Here is a 15,678-nt window from a genome sequence, read left to right as displayed (position 1 = left end):
ATGCGCGGACGGAACCGACAGGAGAACCTCTTTTGACTACTGCCCAGAACGCGCTCGACCAAGCGGTCGAACGCTGTGCCCAGGAACCGATCCAGGTCCCCGGCAGCATTCAGCCGCAGGGCTTTCTGCTGGTGCTGGACGAGCACGACCTGCGCATCCTCCAGGCCAGCGAAAACGCCGAGCGCTGGCTAGGCTTGCCAGCCCGCGAGTTGATCGGCTGCGCCTTCCCCGACCTGATCAATGAAGGCTTCGACCTGCGCGCGCACCTTCAGTACCTGCCTGATGACGAAGTGTTTCCCTTCCATATTGGCGACGTGCAACTGCGCCAAGGTCCCGGCGGCGAGCGCCTGCGGGTGCTGGTGCATCGCCATGACCAGGTGCTGATCAGCGAATTCGAACCGATTCGCTCAAGCCCCGGGCCGACCGGCCATGGCGACTATTACCCGCTGGTGCGTGCGTTCGTCAGTAGCGTGCACCAGGCAGGCTCGATCGAAGAGCTGCTGCAGCAGTCGGTGGTGCAGCTCAAGCGCATCACCGGTTTCGGCCGAGTCAAAGCCTACCGCTTCGATGCCGAAGGTAATGGCCAGGTGCTGGCCGAGGTGGCGGACCCTGGCTACCCAAGCTACCTGGGCTTGTGCTTCCCAGCCTCCGACATTCCGCGCCAGGCCCGCGAGCTGTACCGGGTCAATCGCATCCGGGTGATCGAAGACGCCAATTACCAGGCCTCGGTGCTTGTCCCAAGCAACAACCCGCGCACCGGCAAACCACTGGACATGAGTTTTGCCGCGCTGCGCAGCGTCTCTCCGGTGCACCTGCAATACATGCGCAACATGGGCACCCTGGCCTCGATGTCGCTGTCGATCGTGGTCGATGGCCAGCTGTGGGGCTTGGTCTCGTGCCACCATGAACAGCCGCACCGGGTCGACTTGCCGACCCGTACCGCCTGTGAGTTGCTCGGCAGCGTGCTGTCGCTGCAGATCGAGTCACGCGAGGCGCATACCAGCACCAGGACCCTGCTCGACATGCGCCAGCGCATCGTGCGCATGCTCGCCTCGATGGCCGACCATGACAACGTCAGCCAAGGCCTGCGTGCGCTGCCCGATGTGCTGCTGGACTTCGCTGGCGCCAGCGGCGCCGCGATCATCTCCGCCGAACGCTGCGACCTGATCGGCATCACGCCGCCAGAGGCCCAGGTCAACGCCCTGGTGCACTGGCTGGGCGGGCGTGGCGAGGTGTTCCACACCGACAACATTCGCCGCGATATCGACGAGCTGCCGGAACTGGCCGAACACGCTGGCGGCCTGCTGGCGGTGTCAATCTCGCAGATCCACTCCAATTACCTGGTGTGGTTCCGCCCCGAGCAGATCCGCACCGTGACCTGGGCCGGGCGCCCGGAAAAACACATCAGCGCGCAAGGCTCGCTCGACCCGCGCAACAGCTTCGAGCGCTGGCAAGAGCAGCTCAGCGGTTTCTGCCAGGCCTGGGATCCACTGGTCATCGAAGGCGCTCAGGAACTGCGCGGCGCGGTGTTCGGCATCGTCCTGCGCAAGGCTGAGGAGCTGGCGCAATTGGCCGGCGAGCTGAAGCGTTCGAACAAGGAGCTTGAAGCCTTCTCCTATAGCGTGTCACACGACCTGCGGGCGCCGCTGCGGCATATCGCCGGCTACACCGAGCTGCTCGGCGAGATCGAAGGCGCCGGGCTGAGCGAACGCGGCCGGCGTTTTTTGCAGCACATCGAGGAAGCCGCGCACTTTGCCGGCACCCTGGTCGACAACCTGCTCAACTTCTCGCAGATGGGCCGCTCGGCGCTGCGCCTGTCGGACGTCGACCTCAATACCCTGGTGGAGGCGATCCGCAGCGAAATGGCCCCCGACTATGCCGGTCGCGAGATCGTCTGGGAGGTCGAGCAATTACCCAGGGTGATCGGCGACCCAGCTTTCATCAACATGGCCCTGCACAACCTGATCGCCAACGCCATCAAGTACACCCGGGGCCGCCAGCCTGCGCGGATCAGCATCGGCGCCCGGCAACTGGAAAACGAAACCGAGATTTTCATCCGCGACAACGGCGTGGGCTTTGACATGGCCTATGCCGGCAAGCTGTTCGGCGTGTTCCAGCGCCTGCACCGCATGGAAGATTTCGAAGGCACCGGGATTGGCCTGGCCAGTGTCCGGCGGATCATCGAACGGCACGATGGCCGAGTTTGGGCCGATGGCCAGATCGACCAGGGCGCCAGCTTCCATTTCACGCTCCCGCGTAATTCAATCAATACCTGAGGCAACCGTACGATCATGCTCAAGCCCATCCTTTTGGTCGAAGACAACCCTAGGGACCTGGAGTTGACCCTCCTTGCGCTGGAGCGCAGCCAACTGGCCAACGAAGTCATCGTCTTGCGCGATGGCGCCGATGCCCTTGATTACCTGTTACGCCGTAACGCCTACGCCGATCGCGACGATGGCAACCCGGCGGTGTTGTTGCTGGACCTGAAACTGCCCAAGGTCGATGGCCTGGAAGTGCTCAAGGAAGTACGCGCGACCGCCGAGCTGCGCAGTATCCCGACGGTGATGCTGACCTCCTCACGCGAGGAGCCAGACCTGCTACGCGCCTACGAACTGGGGGTAAACGCCTACGTGGTCAAGCCGGTCGAATTCAAGGAGTTCGTCGCCGCCATCTCTGATCTTGGGGTGTTCTGGGCGGTGCTCAACGAGCCGCCACCTGGCTCGTTGCGCCTGAACCGGCGCGGCAGCAATTGAGCCTGGCGCCGATGCTGCCCAGCCCGCTGAAACTGCTGATGGTAGAAGACAGCTCGATGGACGCCGAGCTGAGCTTGCTGCGTCTGGAGCGCAGCGGCCTGCAGATTCAGTCGCAGTTGGTGTTTGACCATGTCGGCGTCGAGCACGCGCTGCGTGAAGCCAGCTTCGACCTGATCCTGTGTGACTGCGTGCTGCCCGGCTCCTCCGGCACCGAGGTGCTGGCGATTGCCCAGCGCCTGGCACCGGATGTGCCGTTCATCTTCCTGTCGGGCATTTACGGCGAAGAGCACGCGGTGGAGATGATCCGCCTCGGCGCCACCGACTACGTTCTGAAAAAGAACCTGCCGCTGCTGCCCAAAGCTGTGCGCCGGGCACTCACCGAAGTGCAAGAGCGCCAGCGTCGGCGCCGCGCCGAAGAGGCCTTGGCCGATGTCGAGGCGCGCGCACGGATTGCCATCGATGCCGCCGGCATGGGCACCTGGGACTTTCGCCCCGAAGACGGCCTGCTGCTGTGGGACGACCGCTGCAAGACCCTGTTTGGCCTGCCCACCGATACCGAGATGAGCCTGGATGTGTTCTACGCGGGCATCTATCCCGATGACCGGGAAATGGTTCGCAACGCGGTCGAGCAAGCCATGCTGCCCACCAGCGATGGCCGCTACCGGGTTGAGTTTCGTATCGCCCAGGCCAACGGCCTGGAGCCACGCTGGTTGCTCAGCAGCGGCCAGTGTCAGTTTGTCGAAGAGCGCTGCGTGCGGTTCTCCGGCGTGCTGCAGGACATCCAGCAACAGCGCCAGGCCACCCAGGCGCTGAAACAGCTCAACGAGATGCTCGGTGAGCGCGTCGAGCGACGCACCCGCGAACGCGACCGCGCCTGGGAGTTGTCCCAGGATTTGCTCGCGGTGCTGAACAAAGACCTCACCCCCGTGGCGCTCAACCCTGCCTGGGAAGCCAGCCTGGGCATCTCGCGCGAGCGCCTGAGCCAGACCTCGCTGCTGCACCTGTTGCCCGAGCAGGATCAGGAGTCGTTTCTTGCCGAACTGGCGGCCCTGGCCCATGGCCGCACCAGTGCGCGCTTCGTGGGCCGCATCCAGCATGCCAGTGGTCAGCAGCGTTGGTTGTCGTGGGTAGTGGTGCCGGAAGACACCCTGCTCTACGTAGTGGCGCGCGACATTACCAGCGAGCGTGAATCGTCCCTGGGCCTGGCCGAGGCCAACGCCCGCCTGCGTGAGCAGATCGATGAGCGCGAACGAATCGAAGCGGCGCTGCAACAGATGCAGCGCCTGGAAGCGGTTGGCCAGCTCACCGCAGGCGTGGCGCACGATTTCAATAACCTGCTGACGGTGATCCTCACCGGCGCCAGCTTCCTTGAACGCGACCTGGACAAGGCAAACTACGAGAAGGCCCGCAGCCGTCTGCAACACATCCGCGAAGCGGGCGAGCGCGGCGCCAAGCTGACCTCGCAATTGCTGGCGTTCTCCCGCCGCCAGCGCCTGGAGCCGGTGCCGCTGAACCTCAACCAGACCTTGGCCGGCCTTGAGGAGCTGCTGCGCCGCACCCTGGGTGGCAACATTTCGGTGCGCCTGGACCTGGACGACAGCCTCTGGCAAGCGCTGACCGATCCGACCCAAACCGAAATGATCATCCTCAACCTGGCGATCAACGCCCGCGACGCCATGCCCGACGGCGGCCAATTGACCCTGACCACGCGCAACACCCAGGTGCTGGCCCGCCCGCAGCGACCGGAGGACCCCGAGCCTGGCGAGTACGTTTCGCTGTCGATCCGCGACACCGGCTGTGGCATGAGCGAGGACGTGGTGGGCAAGGTATTCGAACCGTTCTTCACCACCAAGGACATCGGCAAGGGTTCAGGGCTGGGCCTGGCCCAGGTGTTCGGCTTTGCCAAACAATCCGGTGGCGGTGTGCGCATCGATACCGCACCGGGGCATGGCACGCTGGTGTCGGTCTACCTGCCGGCGGTCAAGCAGCCGTACGTGCTTGAAGCGGCAGTGGTCAATCAAGCGCAGCCGCTGGCGGCCGAGGGGCGCGATCGCACCGTGTTGCTGGTCGACGATGATCACCTGGTACGCGACATGATTGGCGATGTGTTGCGCCTGCACGGCTATCAGGTGCGCCAGGCGCATAGCGGCGAGCAGGCCTTGGTGCTGCTCGATGAGCACATCGACCTGCTGCTGACCGACTTCGCCATGCCCGAATTCAATGGCGCGCAGTTGGCCTTGGCAGCGCGCACGCGTTTTCCCAAGCTGCCGGTGGTGATCCTGACCGGCTATGCCGAGCTGCAGGGCCTGGAGTTGGCCGATAGCCTGGTGATCCAGAAACCGGTGCAGGCGCAAGTACTGGCGCAGGCATTGAACGATCTGTTGGGAGCGGTCTGAGCAGGAAGCTCGGCCGTTTTTCAAACGAAGAAAGCGGGAGAGTGTTGGAGGGTAAAGCGAGTAGGAAAATGGCAGGGGCGGCTGGATTCGAACCAACGCATGGCAGGATCAAAACCTGCTGCCTTACCGCTTGGCGACGCCCCTGTATCGGATGCGACGAGTGCTGGGCACTGTCGTTCTGACAACTCCCCTTGGATGACAACATGGGTTGCTGTCGGGGAATGCGCGGCACTTTAACAACAAACGTTCGATGTGGGAAGTTTTTTTTAAAAAAAATTGCCGGAAAACAGCAGGTTAGTCATTGGCGAGCTGTGTGAGCCTCATCCGAGGCAAGCGCGCTCCCACGGGTAGCGCGGTGATCGTGCAGGCACCTCTCGACCATCCGTCGTAATTTCCCAACGCTGCCTCAACACAATCGCCTCGCCCCCTTCCAATCAGATAAGCCATATCAGCGCATCACAAGGAGGGCGCCATGCCAGTTTCCCATGACCTGTACCAGGACCTGCATTACCCGCGCGAGATCGTCCAGCAACGCCGCCAGCAAGACCCGAAGCTCGATCGCCTGCTCGACGAGTACATCGACATCGACAATCAGGTGCTGGCCGCAGAAGCGATCTCGGCGGGCATCGCCAACGATGACGATCTGCATCGCCTCAAGGAGCGCCGCCTGGCGGTCAAGTACATGATCGAACGGCAACTCGAACGCAAAAGCTGAGTCGCGAGACGGCTCGAGCATCGCCGGCGTGCGCGCATTCACAAAGCACCAAGCAAAGTGAGCTGACCAGCGACGTTGACCGGTATCCGCCCAGTATCGGAGCTATCGCATAAGGTGATCGTTGCCTGCCTGTTTATCTATTGGTCAAAATAGCCGCCCTCGCGCATGCTGCGCCCTGCCCTGTTCTTCGAGGAGCTTTCGCTTTGTCCGCCTGGATCCCTACGCCGCTGCGCCACCTGCACCAGCGCCTGCGCAGCGATGCGCGCGCCGACGGCGCGCTGCTGGCCAGCTTCGAGGATAAAGCCCGCGAACGTGGCTACACCCTGAGCGCCGGCCAGCGCCGGGTGATTGCCTGCATGGCCGAGCAGTTGGCATTGCTGGAGCAAGGCCAGGCACGCAGCCTGTACCTGTATGGCGCGGTTGGGCGGGGCAAAAGCTGGCTGCTCGATGGTTTTTTCCAGGCGCTTGCAGTAGAGGCCAAGCGTCGCCTGCATTTTCATGACTTCTTCGCTCGCCTGCACCAGGGCATGCATCGCCACCGGGCGCTGGACGATGCCTTGGGCGCGACCCTCGATGAGTTGATCGGCGAGTGTCGCGTGCTGTGCTTCGATGAGTTCCATGTGCATGACATTGGCGATGCCATGTTGCTGACCCGGCTGTTCACGGCGCTGTTCGAGCGGGGGATTTTTGTCCTCCTGACGTCCAACTATGCCCCTGAGGGGCTGCTGCCCAATCCGTTGTATCACGAGCGTTTTCTGCCGGTGATCCGCTTGATCAACGGCCGCATGCACGTGCTCGAAGTGGGCGGCGATACCGATTTTCGGAGCCTGCCCGCCAACCGCGCGCACCAGCGCTTTACCCAAGGCCACTACGTGTGGCCGGGTGATGCGCAGCAGTTGCAGGGGCTGCGGGTGCCCGCTACCGAACCGATCATGCTGGAGGTGAACCAGCGTCCGCTGCGCGCACTGGCCAGCGATGAGCGACAAGTGATGTTTGGCTTTGCCGATTTGTGCGAGCAGGCGACGGCGGTGATCGATTATCTGCACCTGGCTGGGCGTTATGAACGCTGGGTGATCGCAGGTCTGGATGACCTGGCCGAGTGCTCGCTGGCGGCGCAGCAGCGCTTCGTCAACCTGGTGGATGTGTTGTATGACCAGGACTGCGAGCTGGTGGTGATTGCGCGGCGGCCGCTGGCGGAAAGTCTGGGTGGGGCGATTGCTGATCTGATGCGTACGCGCAGTCGCTTGGGGCAGTTGCATCAGGTTGGGCCGGTAATGCGCTTGGACTGAACCGACGCTATCGCGGGGCAAGCCCGCTCCCACGATAGCCGCGATAGCATCAGTTCGCTTCTACGCCACCTGTGAACGCTGCACTATCGTGGGAGCGGGCTTGCCCCGCGATAGCGATATCAGCGCTGCCGCATCATCCAGCCCTGGGCAAATCCGCCAGCACCCCTTCAATCTCGCCAAGCACCGCCGGATCATCCAAGGTCGAAGGCGGCACATAATCCTGGCCATCGGCAATCTTGCGCAACACGGCCCGCAGGATCTTGCCCGAGCGAGTCTTGGGCAAACGCTTGACCAAGCGCACCTGGCTAAAACAGGCCAACGCGCCGATATGTTCGCGCACGCTGGCCACCAGGTCCTTCTGCAACTGCTGCTCGCCAATCCCTTCGCCATCCTTGAGCACCACCAGTGCCAACGGCACCTGCCCTTTGATCTCGTCATGCACGCCGATCACCGCGCATTCGGCCACTGCTCGATGGCGTGCCACCAAGTCCTCCATTTCGCCAGTCGACAGCCTGTGCCCGGAGACGTTAATCACATCGTCAGTGCGGCCCATGATGTAGACGAAGCCATCGTCATCCAGATACCCGCCGTCGCCGGTGTGGTAGTAGCCCGGATAGGTGTGCAGATAAGCCTGCAGATAGCGCTCATGATCACCCCACAGGGTCTGGCTGCAACCGGGTGGCAGCGGTAATGCAATCACGATCGCGCCTTGCTGGTTGGCCCCCAGCAATTGGCCGTCGTCATCCAGCACCTGCACGTGATAACCGGGCACGGCGCGATTACTCGACCCGGGCCGGGCGGCGCTGCCCTCAAGGCCGACACAAGGCGCGGTGACCGGCCAGCCGGTTTCGGTCTGCCACCAGTGATCGTGCACCGGCTTGCCGCTGACCCGCTCCAACCATTGATGTGTGCTGGAGTCGAGCTTCTCCCCTGCCAGGAACAACTGGCGCAACGAGCTCAAGTCATGCCGGGCGATCAGTTCGCCATCGGGGTCTTCCTTGCGAATCGCACGCATGGCAGTGGGCGCGCAGAACAGCGCATTGACCTGGTACTGCTCGACTACCCGCCAATACGCCGAGGCATCGGGGGTACGGATCGGCTTGCCTTCGTAGAACACCGTGGTGCAGCCGTTCATCAATGGCCCATAGACGATCAGCGAGTGGCCGACCACCCAGCCCACGTCGGAGATCCCCCACCAGACATCGCCGGCCTGCATGCCGTAGATATGGCGCATGGCAAAGCTCAGGGCCACCGCGTTGCCGCCGTTCTCGCGCACGATGCCCTTGGGTTTGCCGGTGGTACCGGAGGTGTACATGATGTACAGCGGATCGCCCGCATCCAGCTCGACCGGTGGCACGGGCTGGGCGTTGGCCAGCGCTTGATTCCAGTCGAGGTCTCGCCCGACTTGCAGTTCAGCACGTGCCTGCGGTCGCTGCAGCACCAGCACCTGCTTGGGCTGATGCGCGGCCAGCTGCAGCGCGCGGTCGACCAGCGGTTTGTATTCGATCACCCGCTCGAACTCCAGCCCGCATGAGGCGGTGAGCAGCAGCGCCGGCCGGGCATCGTCGATGCGCAGCGCCAGCTCGTTGGCGGCAAAGCCACCGAACACCACCGAATGCACCGCGCCAATCCGCGCACAGGCCAGCATGGCCATCGCCGCCTGGGGCACCATGGGCATGTAGATGATCACCCCATCGCCCTTGCGCACGCCCAACTCGCGCAACAGCCCGGCCAGGCGCGCCACTTCATCGCATAGCTGCTGGTAGCTGAAGCGCTGCTGCACGCCGGTCACTGGCGAGTCGTAGATCAGCGCGGTCTGCTCGCCGCGGCCCTGCTCGATCTGATGATCGAGCGCCAGGTAGCAGCTATTGAGGCGGCCATCGGCGAACCAGCGGTGGGTACCGTCGGGGTTGTCTTGCAGGGTCTGCAAAGGCTTGCGATACCAGGCCAAATGCTCGGCCTGCTCGGCCCAGAAGGCCACGGGATCGGCAATGGAACGGGCGTAGCTGTGCTGGTAAGTCATGTCGGTCGCAACCTAAATACTTGTTGTTATTGAAGGGCGAGCTTTCAGTATGGACCGCCAGCACGCGCCTGCCATGGGACGAAAGTCCATAACCGACCTGCAAATTCGCAGACCCGGCGCCACGCCCAGGGTGAATTTGCCGGTATCATGCCGGGCCCTGCCCCAGCACCCGTGCCACTGCCCCATGCATAGCCTCGACGACCTCAAAGCCGGCCGCCTGCGCGGCATCACCCGCCTCAACCTCAAGCAAGGCCTCGAGCACTTCCCCGAGGAAATCTTCGCGCTGGCCGAGAGCCTGGAAATACTCGATCTGAGCGGCAATGCCCTGAGCACGCTGCCCGAGGATCTGCATCGGCTGACCCGGCTCAAGGTGCTGTTCTGCTCCAACAACCGCTTCACCCACCTGCCCGTGGCACTGGGACGCTGCGCGAAGCTTGAGACCATTGGCTTTAGGAGCAATCAGCTCAGCGAGGTAAGCGGCGCCGCGCTGCCGCCCAGCGTGCGTGCGCTGATCCTCACGGACAACGCGCTTGAACGCTTGCCAGATAGCCTGGGCCAATGCCATCAGCTGCAAAAGCTGATGCTGACCGGCAATCGCCTGAGCGCCCTGCCGGCAAGCCTGGCTGATTGCCAACGGCTGGAGCTGTTGCGTATCGCCAGCAATCGTCTCACCAGCCTGCCCGACTGGCTGCTGCACATGCCGCGCCTGGCCTGGTTGGCCTATGCCGGTAACCCACTGCCGGAGGGCTTTGTCGCGCCCCCTGTGGATGCCCCGTGCCCGAGCATTGCCTGGCAAGACATCGAGCTTGGGGCTGAGCTCGGTCGCGGCGCTTCCGGCTTGATCCACCTGGCGCACTGGCGTGGCCAGGACGCGCCACTGGCGGTCAAACTGTACAAAGGGGCGATTACCAGCGACGGCTCGCCCCTGGCGGAAATGAGCGCCTGCATCGCTGCCGGTGATCACCCGCAACTGGTGCGCCTGGCCGGACGCATCGACGACCATCCGCAGCGGTTACCGGCCCTGGCAATGCAGTTGATCCCCGCCCATTGGCACAACCTCGCCGGGCCGCCGAGCCTGTCCAGCTGCACCCGCGACCAGTATCCGGACGCACGCCGTTTATCGCCCACGGCGCTGCGCCGCCTGGCCTCGGGCATCGCCTCGGTCTGCGCGCACCTGCACGCCCGTGGCCTGAGCCATGGCGACCTGTATGCCCACAACATCCTCTGCGATGACCACGGCCAGTGCCTGCTCGGCGACTTCGGCGCGGCCTCTTTCCACCCAACAGCCGAGGAGCCTGCCGCCGTCCTTTTGCAGCGTTTGGAAGTACGCGCCTTCGGCATTCTTCTGAGCGAACTGCTGGCGCACTGCGCGCAGCCCGATGAGCAGCTGCAGGCATTGGCCGAGCACTGCCAGCAGGCCGACGTCGCCCAGCGCCCAAGCTTCAGCGAACTGCTGGCGCTACTGGCGCATTGAGCGGCACTGCCCCAACCCGGTGCAAAGCCTCTAGAATACCCGCCACCTACCTCAACGAGCGCAGCCATGGACATCGATCAGGCCCGTACCTTCCTGGAAATCGTCCGTTGCGGCAGCCTGGTCGCTGCCGCCGAGCGCCTGTTCGTCTCGCAAACGGCGATCACCGCGCGGGTCCAGCGCCTGGAGCAGCAACTGGGCTGCCAACTGTTCGTGCGCAGCCGCAGCGGCGCCAGCTTGACCAGCGACGGCGAAGCGTTCGTCACCTACGCCAACCAGCTGGTCGAGACGTGGGAGGCGGCGCGCCGCGACCTGCCGCTGCCGCAGGGCTGCCAGCAAGTGCTGCATCTCGGTGGTGAGGTGAGCCTGGGTAATCCGATGCTGCTCGACTGGGTCAGCGCCCTGCACCGCGAGCTGCCGAGTCACGCGATTCGCAGCGAGGTCAGCGACGGCGAGTCGCTGTTGCGCAAAGTGGAGATGGGCCTGCTGGACGCTGCATTGGTCTATCAGCCGACCTACGGGCCGGGCTTGCAGGTCGAGCAGTTGATGGAAGAAAAGCTGATCCGCATCCGCCGCGTCGATCTGCCTGAGCCTTACATCTATATCGACTGGGGCGAAGCCTTTCGCCGCCAGCACGACGCCGCCCTGCCCGACTGTGCCCGCGCGGCACTGAGCTTCAACCTCGGCCCACTGGCCTTACAGTTCATTCTCGACCAGGGCGGCAGCGGCTATTTCCGCACCCGCGTGGTCCAGGCGTACCTGGACAGCGGCGTGTTCGAGCGGGTGCCGCAAGCGCCGGAGTTCACCTACCCGACCTTCCTCGTGTATGCCCGTAAACGAGACAGCGAGGCCTTGCAGCAGGCCTTCAGCGTGCTGCGCCGGCAAGTCGCCGCCGGCGCCAGCGATTGGTCACAGCGCTGGGACCCGATCATCTGATTTCAGCGCAGCGGCGTTGAGCAAGTGCCGCTTGAGTCCGGCGATCAGGTCGCTCTGGGTGATGACCCCGACCAGGCTGTCGCCATCGAGCACCGGCAGGCAGTGCAGGCCCTGCTCGCTGAGCAGCGGCAACAGCCGCTCCAGCGGGTGCTGGCTGCTGACGCTGACCACCCGCCGACTCATCACCTGTTCCATCAGCACCGGCTTGCGCCGCAGCACGCCGCGCCAGCTGAAACGCCCCCGAGCCATGGCCGGGCCTACCAGGTCGCTAAGGCTGACGATGCCCACCAGGCGGCCTTGATCAAGCACTGGCAGGGTCTTGAGGTGATGGCTGGCGAGCATCTTCCAGGCTTGCTCCAAGGTGGTGTGCTTGCTGGCGAATTGGATATCCCGCGACATCACCGAGGCGGCGGTGATCCCGCCCAGGCTGCGCTGCAAGGCATGTTGCTCGGTGGCGAGGATGATCCGCTCCAGCTCGTCGCGGGTGACGTCGACGAATTCGCCGATCTCTTCCAGGGCCTGGTCGAGGTCGGCGCTGTTGATACCGACGCGCTCGCTGGGCAATGGATCGTGGGTGTGATGCAGGTCTTTGCGCGGCAACGGGCCTTTGGGGTAGCGCACGCCGGTCAGGCGGTTGTAGAGCACCGCAACCGTGATCAGGATCAGCGCGTTGAGCATGATCGGCTCGAGCAGGTGATCGCCCAGCGCGACTAACCCTGAGTCGGCCAACACCGCACTGACCGCCACGCCACCACCGGGTGGATGCAGACAGCGCAGCAGGCACATCATCAGGATCGAGATGCCCAGGGCGGCGCCAGCGACCCACAGCTCGCTACCAAAACCATGGCGCATCGCCAGGCCCACTGCACCGGCCAGGGCGTAGCTGCCCAGCACCGGCCAGGGTTGCGCCAACGGTCCGGAGTGCACGGCGAACACCAGCACCGCAGTGGCGGCCAGGGGGCCGAGCAGGTGTAACGCGATGGAGGGGCCGTAGGCCAGGCTGCACAACCAACCGGCCAGGAACAGGCCAAGCAGTGCGCCGAGGCCGGCACGCAGCCATTCTTTGCGGGGGATATTCAGAGGCGCCGGCAACAGGCGCTGCAATCGACTTTCAGGACGCGAGGCAGACATCGGGCAGTTGATCGTGTTCCAGGGGTTGATGGGTTATGTCTTTTTTAAAAAGAAAGCCCAGCCGCAATTGGCCTGGGCCCTGTATTGCAGATGCAATCGCTAAGAGGCTCCGTCCGTGGAGATGGAAACTGGTAAGTTTCGTGGCAGAGATTGTGCCGGGCGCACCGTTTTGGGGCCAATTCAAAAAAATGCGCTTGAACTGCAATATTTTTGCAGGGTGGGACGTGGGCTGGCAGGGCCGGCCTCATCGCGGGGCAAGCCCGCTCCCACGAATGTGCGGATTGCTCGACGATGGCGTGGGCGCGGGCTTGGCCCGCGATGAGGCCCCAGCGAACGACGAAATTCAGCGCCCCTTGCGCGGCAGCTCGATGCTTACCCGCAACCCGCCCAGGGGGCTTTGCAGCAAGGCGATGCGCCCGCCCCAGGCCTCGACGATATCGCGCACGATGCCAAGGCCCAGGCCATGCCCATCGACCTGCTCGTCGAGCCGCGATCCGCGTTCAAGCACCTGCATGCGGTTCGCTTCGGGAATCCCCGGGCCGTCATCGTCGACCCACAGCTGATAGCCATCGCCCGTCTGGGCAATGCCAAGGCGCACTTCGCTGTCGGCCCATTTGCAGGCGTTGTCCAACAGATTACCGAGCAGCTCCAGCAAATCTTCGCGATCCCACGGTAGCAGTAACCCCGGTGCGACATCGCGCTCAAGCAACAGCCCCTCGCCATGGATCATGCCCAAGGTTGCCAGCAGCGCCGGCAGTTCTGCATCACAGTCGAACTGCGCGCCCGGCAGCGCATCGCCGGCCAGCCGGGCGCGGTTCAGTTCGCGGGTCAGGCGTTGCTGGATCTGTTCCAGCTGCTCACGCATCTGCGCCTGCACCTCGGGCAGCTCCTTGAGCCGTTCACTGGAGGCCAGGCTGATCAATACCGCCAGCGGCGTTTTCAGTGCGTGGCCGAGGTTGCCCAGGGCGTTGCGCGAGCGTCGCAGGCTGTCTTCAGTGTGCGCCAGCAAATGGTTGACCTGATCCACCAGCGGTTGCAACTCACTGGGCACCTCGGCATCGAGCTGTGAGCGCTGGCCTTGCTGCAACTGGGCGATCTGCTGGCGGGCGCGCTCCAGTGGGCGCAGCGAGCGGGTCACGGTGATGCGCTGCAACACCAGCACCAGCACCAGCGCCACTAGGCCCATGCCTAGACCAATCTGTTGCATCCGGCGAAAGCCATCGCGCACGGGTGAATAGTCTTGGGCGACGCTGATCGAGATGTCCTGACCCAGGCGCCGGTAATCGGCGCGAAATGCCAGCAGCTGCTGGCCTTCGGGCCCTAGCTCATGGCTGTCTTCCAGGCCGGGCTTGGACGGCTTGGGCATGTCCAGGTCCCACAGCGAACGTGAGCGCCAGGTGCCCTTGTCGAAGTCGATGCGAAAGTAGTAACCAGAGAAGGGCCGCTGGTAGGCGGCAGACACCCGCCGCTCGTCCAGCTGCAGGCCATTGGGGCCGCGCACCATGGCTACCAGCAGGTTCTCGCTTTCCTTGCGCAGGCCGGTTTCCAGGTAGCGTTGCAGGCCCACCTCGAACAGCCACAAAGTCAACTGGGCCAAGGCCAGGCCGACCACCACCAGCACCGCTATCAGGCCCAGGCTCAGGCGCGCCTGAATCGACTTCACTGGCTGCTTCCCGCGTAGACGTAGCCCTGGCCGCGACGGGTCTCGATCACGCTGCGCCCGAGTTTGCGCCGCAGGTGATTGACGTGCACTTCGAGCACGTTGGAATCGCGCTCGGTCTCGCCGTCATACAAGTGCTCGGCCAGGTGGCTCTTGGACAACACCTGCCCCGGATGCAGCATGAAGTAACGCAGCAGGCGAAACTCGGCGGCGGTCAGCTGGATGTCGACGCCTTCGCGGCTGACGCATTGCCGCCCCTCATCCAGATGCAGCCCGGCAGCTTCCAGTTTCGGCTGGTTGGCCAGGCCACGCGCACGGCGCAGCAAAGCCTGGATGCGCAGTTGCAGCTCTTCGGGGTGGAACGGTTTGCTCAAGTAATCGTCGGCCCCGGCTTTGAGCCCTTCGATGCGTTCGGCCCAGGAGCCGCGCGCGGTGAGGATCAATACCGGGGTGGCCAGGCCTGCCGCGCGCCATTGGGCCAACACCTGCAACCCCGGAAGCCCAGGCAAGCCCAGGTCGAGGATGATCAGGTCATAGGGTTCGCTTTGGCCCTGGTACACCGCATCACGGCCATCGGCCAGCCAGTCCACGGCATAGCCCTGGCGTTGCAGGCCCACCGTCAGTTCGTCCGCCAGGGGGACATTGTCCTCGACAAGCAGCAGGCGCATTCAGTCGTCTTCCTCGTCTTTGAGCAGCACGCCACTGCGGGCGTCCAGCTTGATCTCGCGCACTACGCCGGCAGGGGTCAGCAACTCGACTTCATACTCGTAACGGTTGTGCTTTTCTTCCAGCTCCGCTTCCAACAGCCGCGCCCCGGGGTAACGGCCCAGGGCGGACTCGAGCAGTTGCTCCAGCGGCAGGATGATGCCCTTTTGCCGCAGCTCAAGGGCTTCATCCTGGTCAAGGTCACGGGCCACGGCCAGCGAACAGACGGTCATCAGCGCAAGGGCGAGGTAGCGCGCCGTTCGCGGTACAGGGTTCATCAGTTATCCCGAGCGTCCTTGAGTACTTCACCGGTCTTGGCGTCCAGGTCCACGTCCCACTCGACGTTCTGCGCATCACGCAGCTCGACCTTATAGATGTAGCGGCCGTATTCGTCTTCGAGTTCCGAATCGGTGACGGTGGCGCCTGGGTGCTTGGCGACCGCCTTGGCCTTCAATTCGTCCAGCGACATGATGGTCTTGGCGTTGACCAGCTTGACCACTTCGTCAGGCTGGACGTCTTTGGCCAGGGCGACGTTGGCACCAAAGGCCAGGGCAGCGGCAGTGAACAGGGCAGTCAAAGTTTTCATGAGGGTCTCTCCG

Annotated in this window: 13 protein-coding genes and 1 tRNA gene; 7 read left to right on the top strand and 7 right to left on the bottom strand. The window is 64.0% G+C overall.

Annotated features, from left to right (window positions below; genetic code table 11):
* Positions 1-32: 32 nt before the first annotated feature.
* From OIU19_RS02410 to OIU19_RS02400, 3 genes are read left to right on the top strand one after another with little or no spacing between them, the layout of a single operon-like run.
* A complete protein-coding gene (locus OIU19_RS02410; protein WP_264233097.1) occupies positions 33-2,276 on the top strand; it encodes an ATP-binding protein in 2,244 nt (747 codons plus the stop codon).
* A gap of 15 nt (positions 2,277-2,291) precedes the next feature.
* Positions 2,292-2,753, top strand: a complete 462-nt coding sequence (locus OIU19_RS02405) for a response regulator (protein ID WP_085674579.1) — start codon at positions 2,292-2,294, stop codon at positions 2,751-2,753.
* 11 nt (positions 2,754-2,764) lie between these two features.
* The gene (locus OIU19_RS02400; RefSeq protein WP_186554856.1) at positions 2,765-5,149 is read left to right on the top strand and encodes a hybrid sensor histidine kinase/response regulator; all 2,385 of its coding nucleotides are present in this window, start codon (positions 2,765-2,767) and stop codon (positions 5,147-5,149) included.
* 69 nt (positions 5,150-5,218) lie between these two features.
* Here the strand turns inward: OIU19_RS02400 and OIU19_RS02395 are convergent.
* Positions 5,219-5,293 (bottom strand) — tRNA-Gln (locus tag OIU19_RS02395).
* A gap of 328 nt (positions 5,294-5,621) precedes the next feature.
* On the opposite strand from OIU19_RS02395, the gene OIU19_RS02390 reads away from it, so the two are divergent.
* Both OIU19_RS02390 and zapE read left to right on the top strand, forming a co-directional pair.
* Positions 5,622-5,864 carry a DUF465 domain-containing protein gene (locus tag OIU19_RS02390; protein WP_264233096.1) on the top strand — a complete coding sequence of 81 codons (243 nt, stop codon included), beginning with the start codon at positions 5,622-5,624 and terminating at the stop codon, positions 5,862-5,864.
* A gap of 203 nt (positions 5,865-6,067) precedes the next feature.
* Positions 6,068-7,153 (top strand): cell division protein ZapE, encoded by a 1,086-nt coding sequence (gene zapE, locus OIU19_RS02385; protein ID WP_264233095.1) that lies wholly within the window; start codon positions 6,068-6,070, stop codon positions 7,151-7,153.
* A gap of 133 nt (positions 7,154-7,286) precedes the next feature.
* Here zapE and OIU19_RS02380 read toward each other — a convergent pair whose 3' ends face one another.
* Positions 7,287-9,176 carry a propionyl-CoA synthetase gene (locus tag OIU19_RS02380; RefSeq protein ID WP_264233094.1) on the bottom strand — a complete coding sequence of 630 codons (1,890 nt, stop codon included), beginning with the start codon at positions 9,174-9,176 and terminating at the stop codon, positions 7,287-7,289.
* 184 nt (positions 9,177-9,360) lie between these two features.
* On the opposite strand from OIU19_RS02380, the gene OIU19_RS02375 reads away from it, so the two are divergent.
* Both OIU19_RS02375 and OIU19_RS02370 read left to right on the top strand, forming a co-directional pair.
* The gene (locus OIU19_RS02375) at positions 9,361-10,650 is read left to right on the top strand and encodes a leucine-rich repeat-containing protein kinase family protein (RefSeq protein WP_264233093.1); all 1,290 of its coding nucleotides are present in this window, start codon (positions 9,361-9,363) and stop codon (positions 10,648-10,650) included.
* A 66-nt stretch (positions 10,651-10,716) separates the two neighbouring features.
* The gene (locus OIU19_RS02370) at positions 10,717-11,583 is read left to right on the top strand and encodes a LysR family transcriptional regulator (protein ID WP_186554861.1); all 867 of its coding nucleotides are present in this window, start codon (positions 10,717-10,719) and stop codon (positions 11,581-11,583) included.
* Here OIU19_RS02370 and OIU19_RS02365 read toward each other — a convergent pair.
* From OIU19_RS02365 to OIU19_RS02345, 5 genes are all read right to left on the bottom strand, one after another.
* A complete protein-coding gene (locus OIU19_RS02365; RefSeq protein WP_264233092.1) occupies positions 11,557-12,714 on the bottom strand; it encodes an HPP family protein in 1,158 nt (385 codons plus the stop codon). The genes OIU19_RS02370 and OIU19_RS02365 overlap by 27 nt on opposite strands.
* 343 nt (positions 12,715-13,057) lie before the next feature.
* Positions 13,058-14,377 carry a sensor histidine kinase gene (locus OIU19_RS02360; RefSeq protein WP_264233091.1) on the bottom strand — a complete coding sequence of 440 codons (1,320 nt, stop codon included), beginning with the start codon at positions 14,375-14,377 and terminating at the stop codon, positions 13,058-13,060.
* Entirely contained in the window at positions 14,374-15,042 is a 669-nt protein-coding gene (locus OIU19_RS02355; protein WP_264233090.1) for a response regulator transcription factor, read from the bottom strand. The genes OIU19_RS02360 and OIU19_RS02355 overlap by 4 nt, the downstream gene beginning before the upstream one ends.
* A complete protein-coding gene (locus OIU19_RS02350; protein WP_186554865.1) occupies positions 15,043-15,357 on the bottom strand; it encodes a PepSY domain-containing protein in 315 nt (104 codons plus the stop codon).
* Positions 15,357-15,665 (bottom strand): PepSY domain-containing protein, encoded by a 309-nt coding sequence (locus OIU19_RS02345; RefSeq protein ID WP_186554866.1) that lies wholly within the window; start codon positions 15,663-15,665, stop codon positions 15,357-15,359. The genes OIU19_RS02350 and OIU19_RS02345 overlap by 1 nt, the downstream gene beginning before the upstream one ends.
* Between the last annotated feature and the right edge of the window lie 13 nt (positions 15,666-15,678).

The organism is Pseudomonas sp. BT-42-2, from assembly GCF_025847435.2.
Lineage (GTDB): Bacteria > Pseudomonadota > Gammaproteobacteria > Pseudomonadales > Pseudomonadaceae > Aquipseudomonas > Aquipseudomonas urmiensis.
Note: the sequence above shows the minus strand (reverse complement) of the source record. Positions and strands in the feature narration are given on the sequence as shown.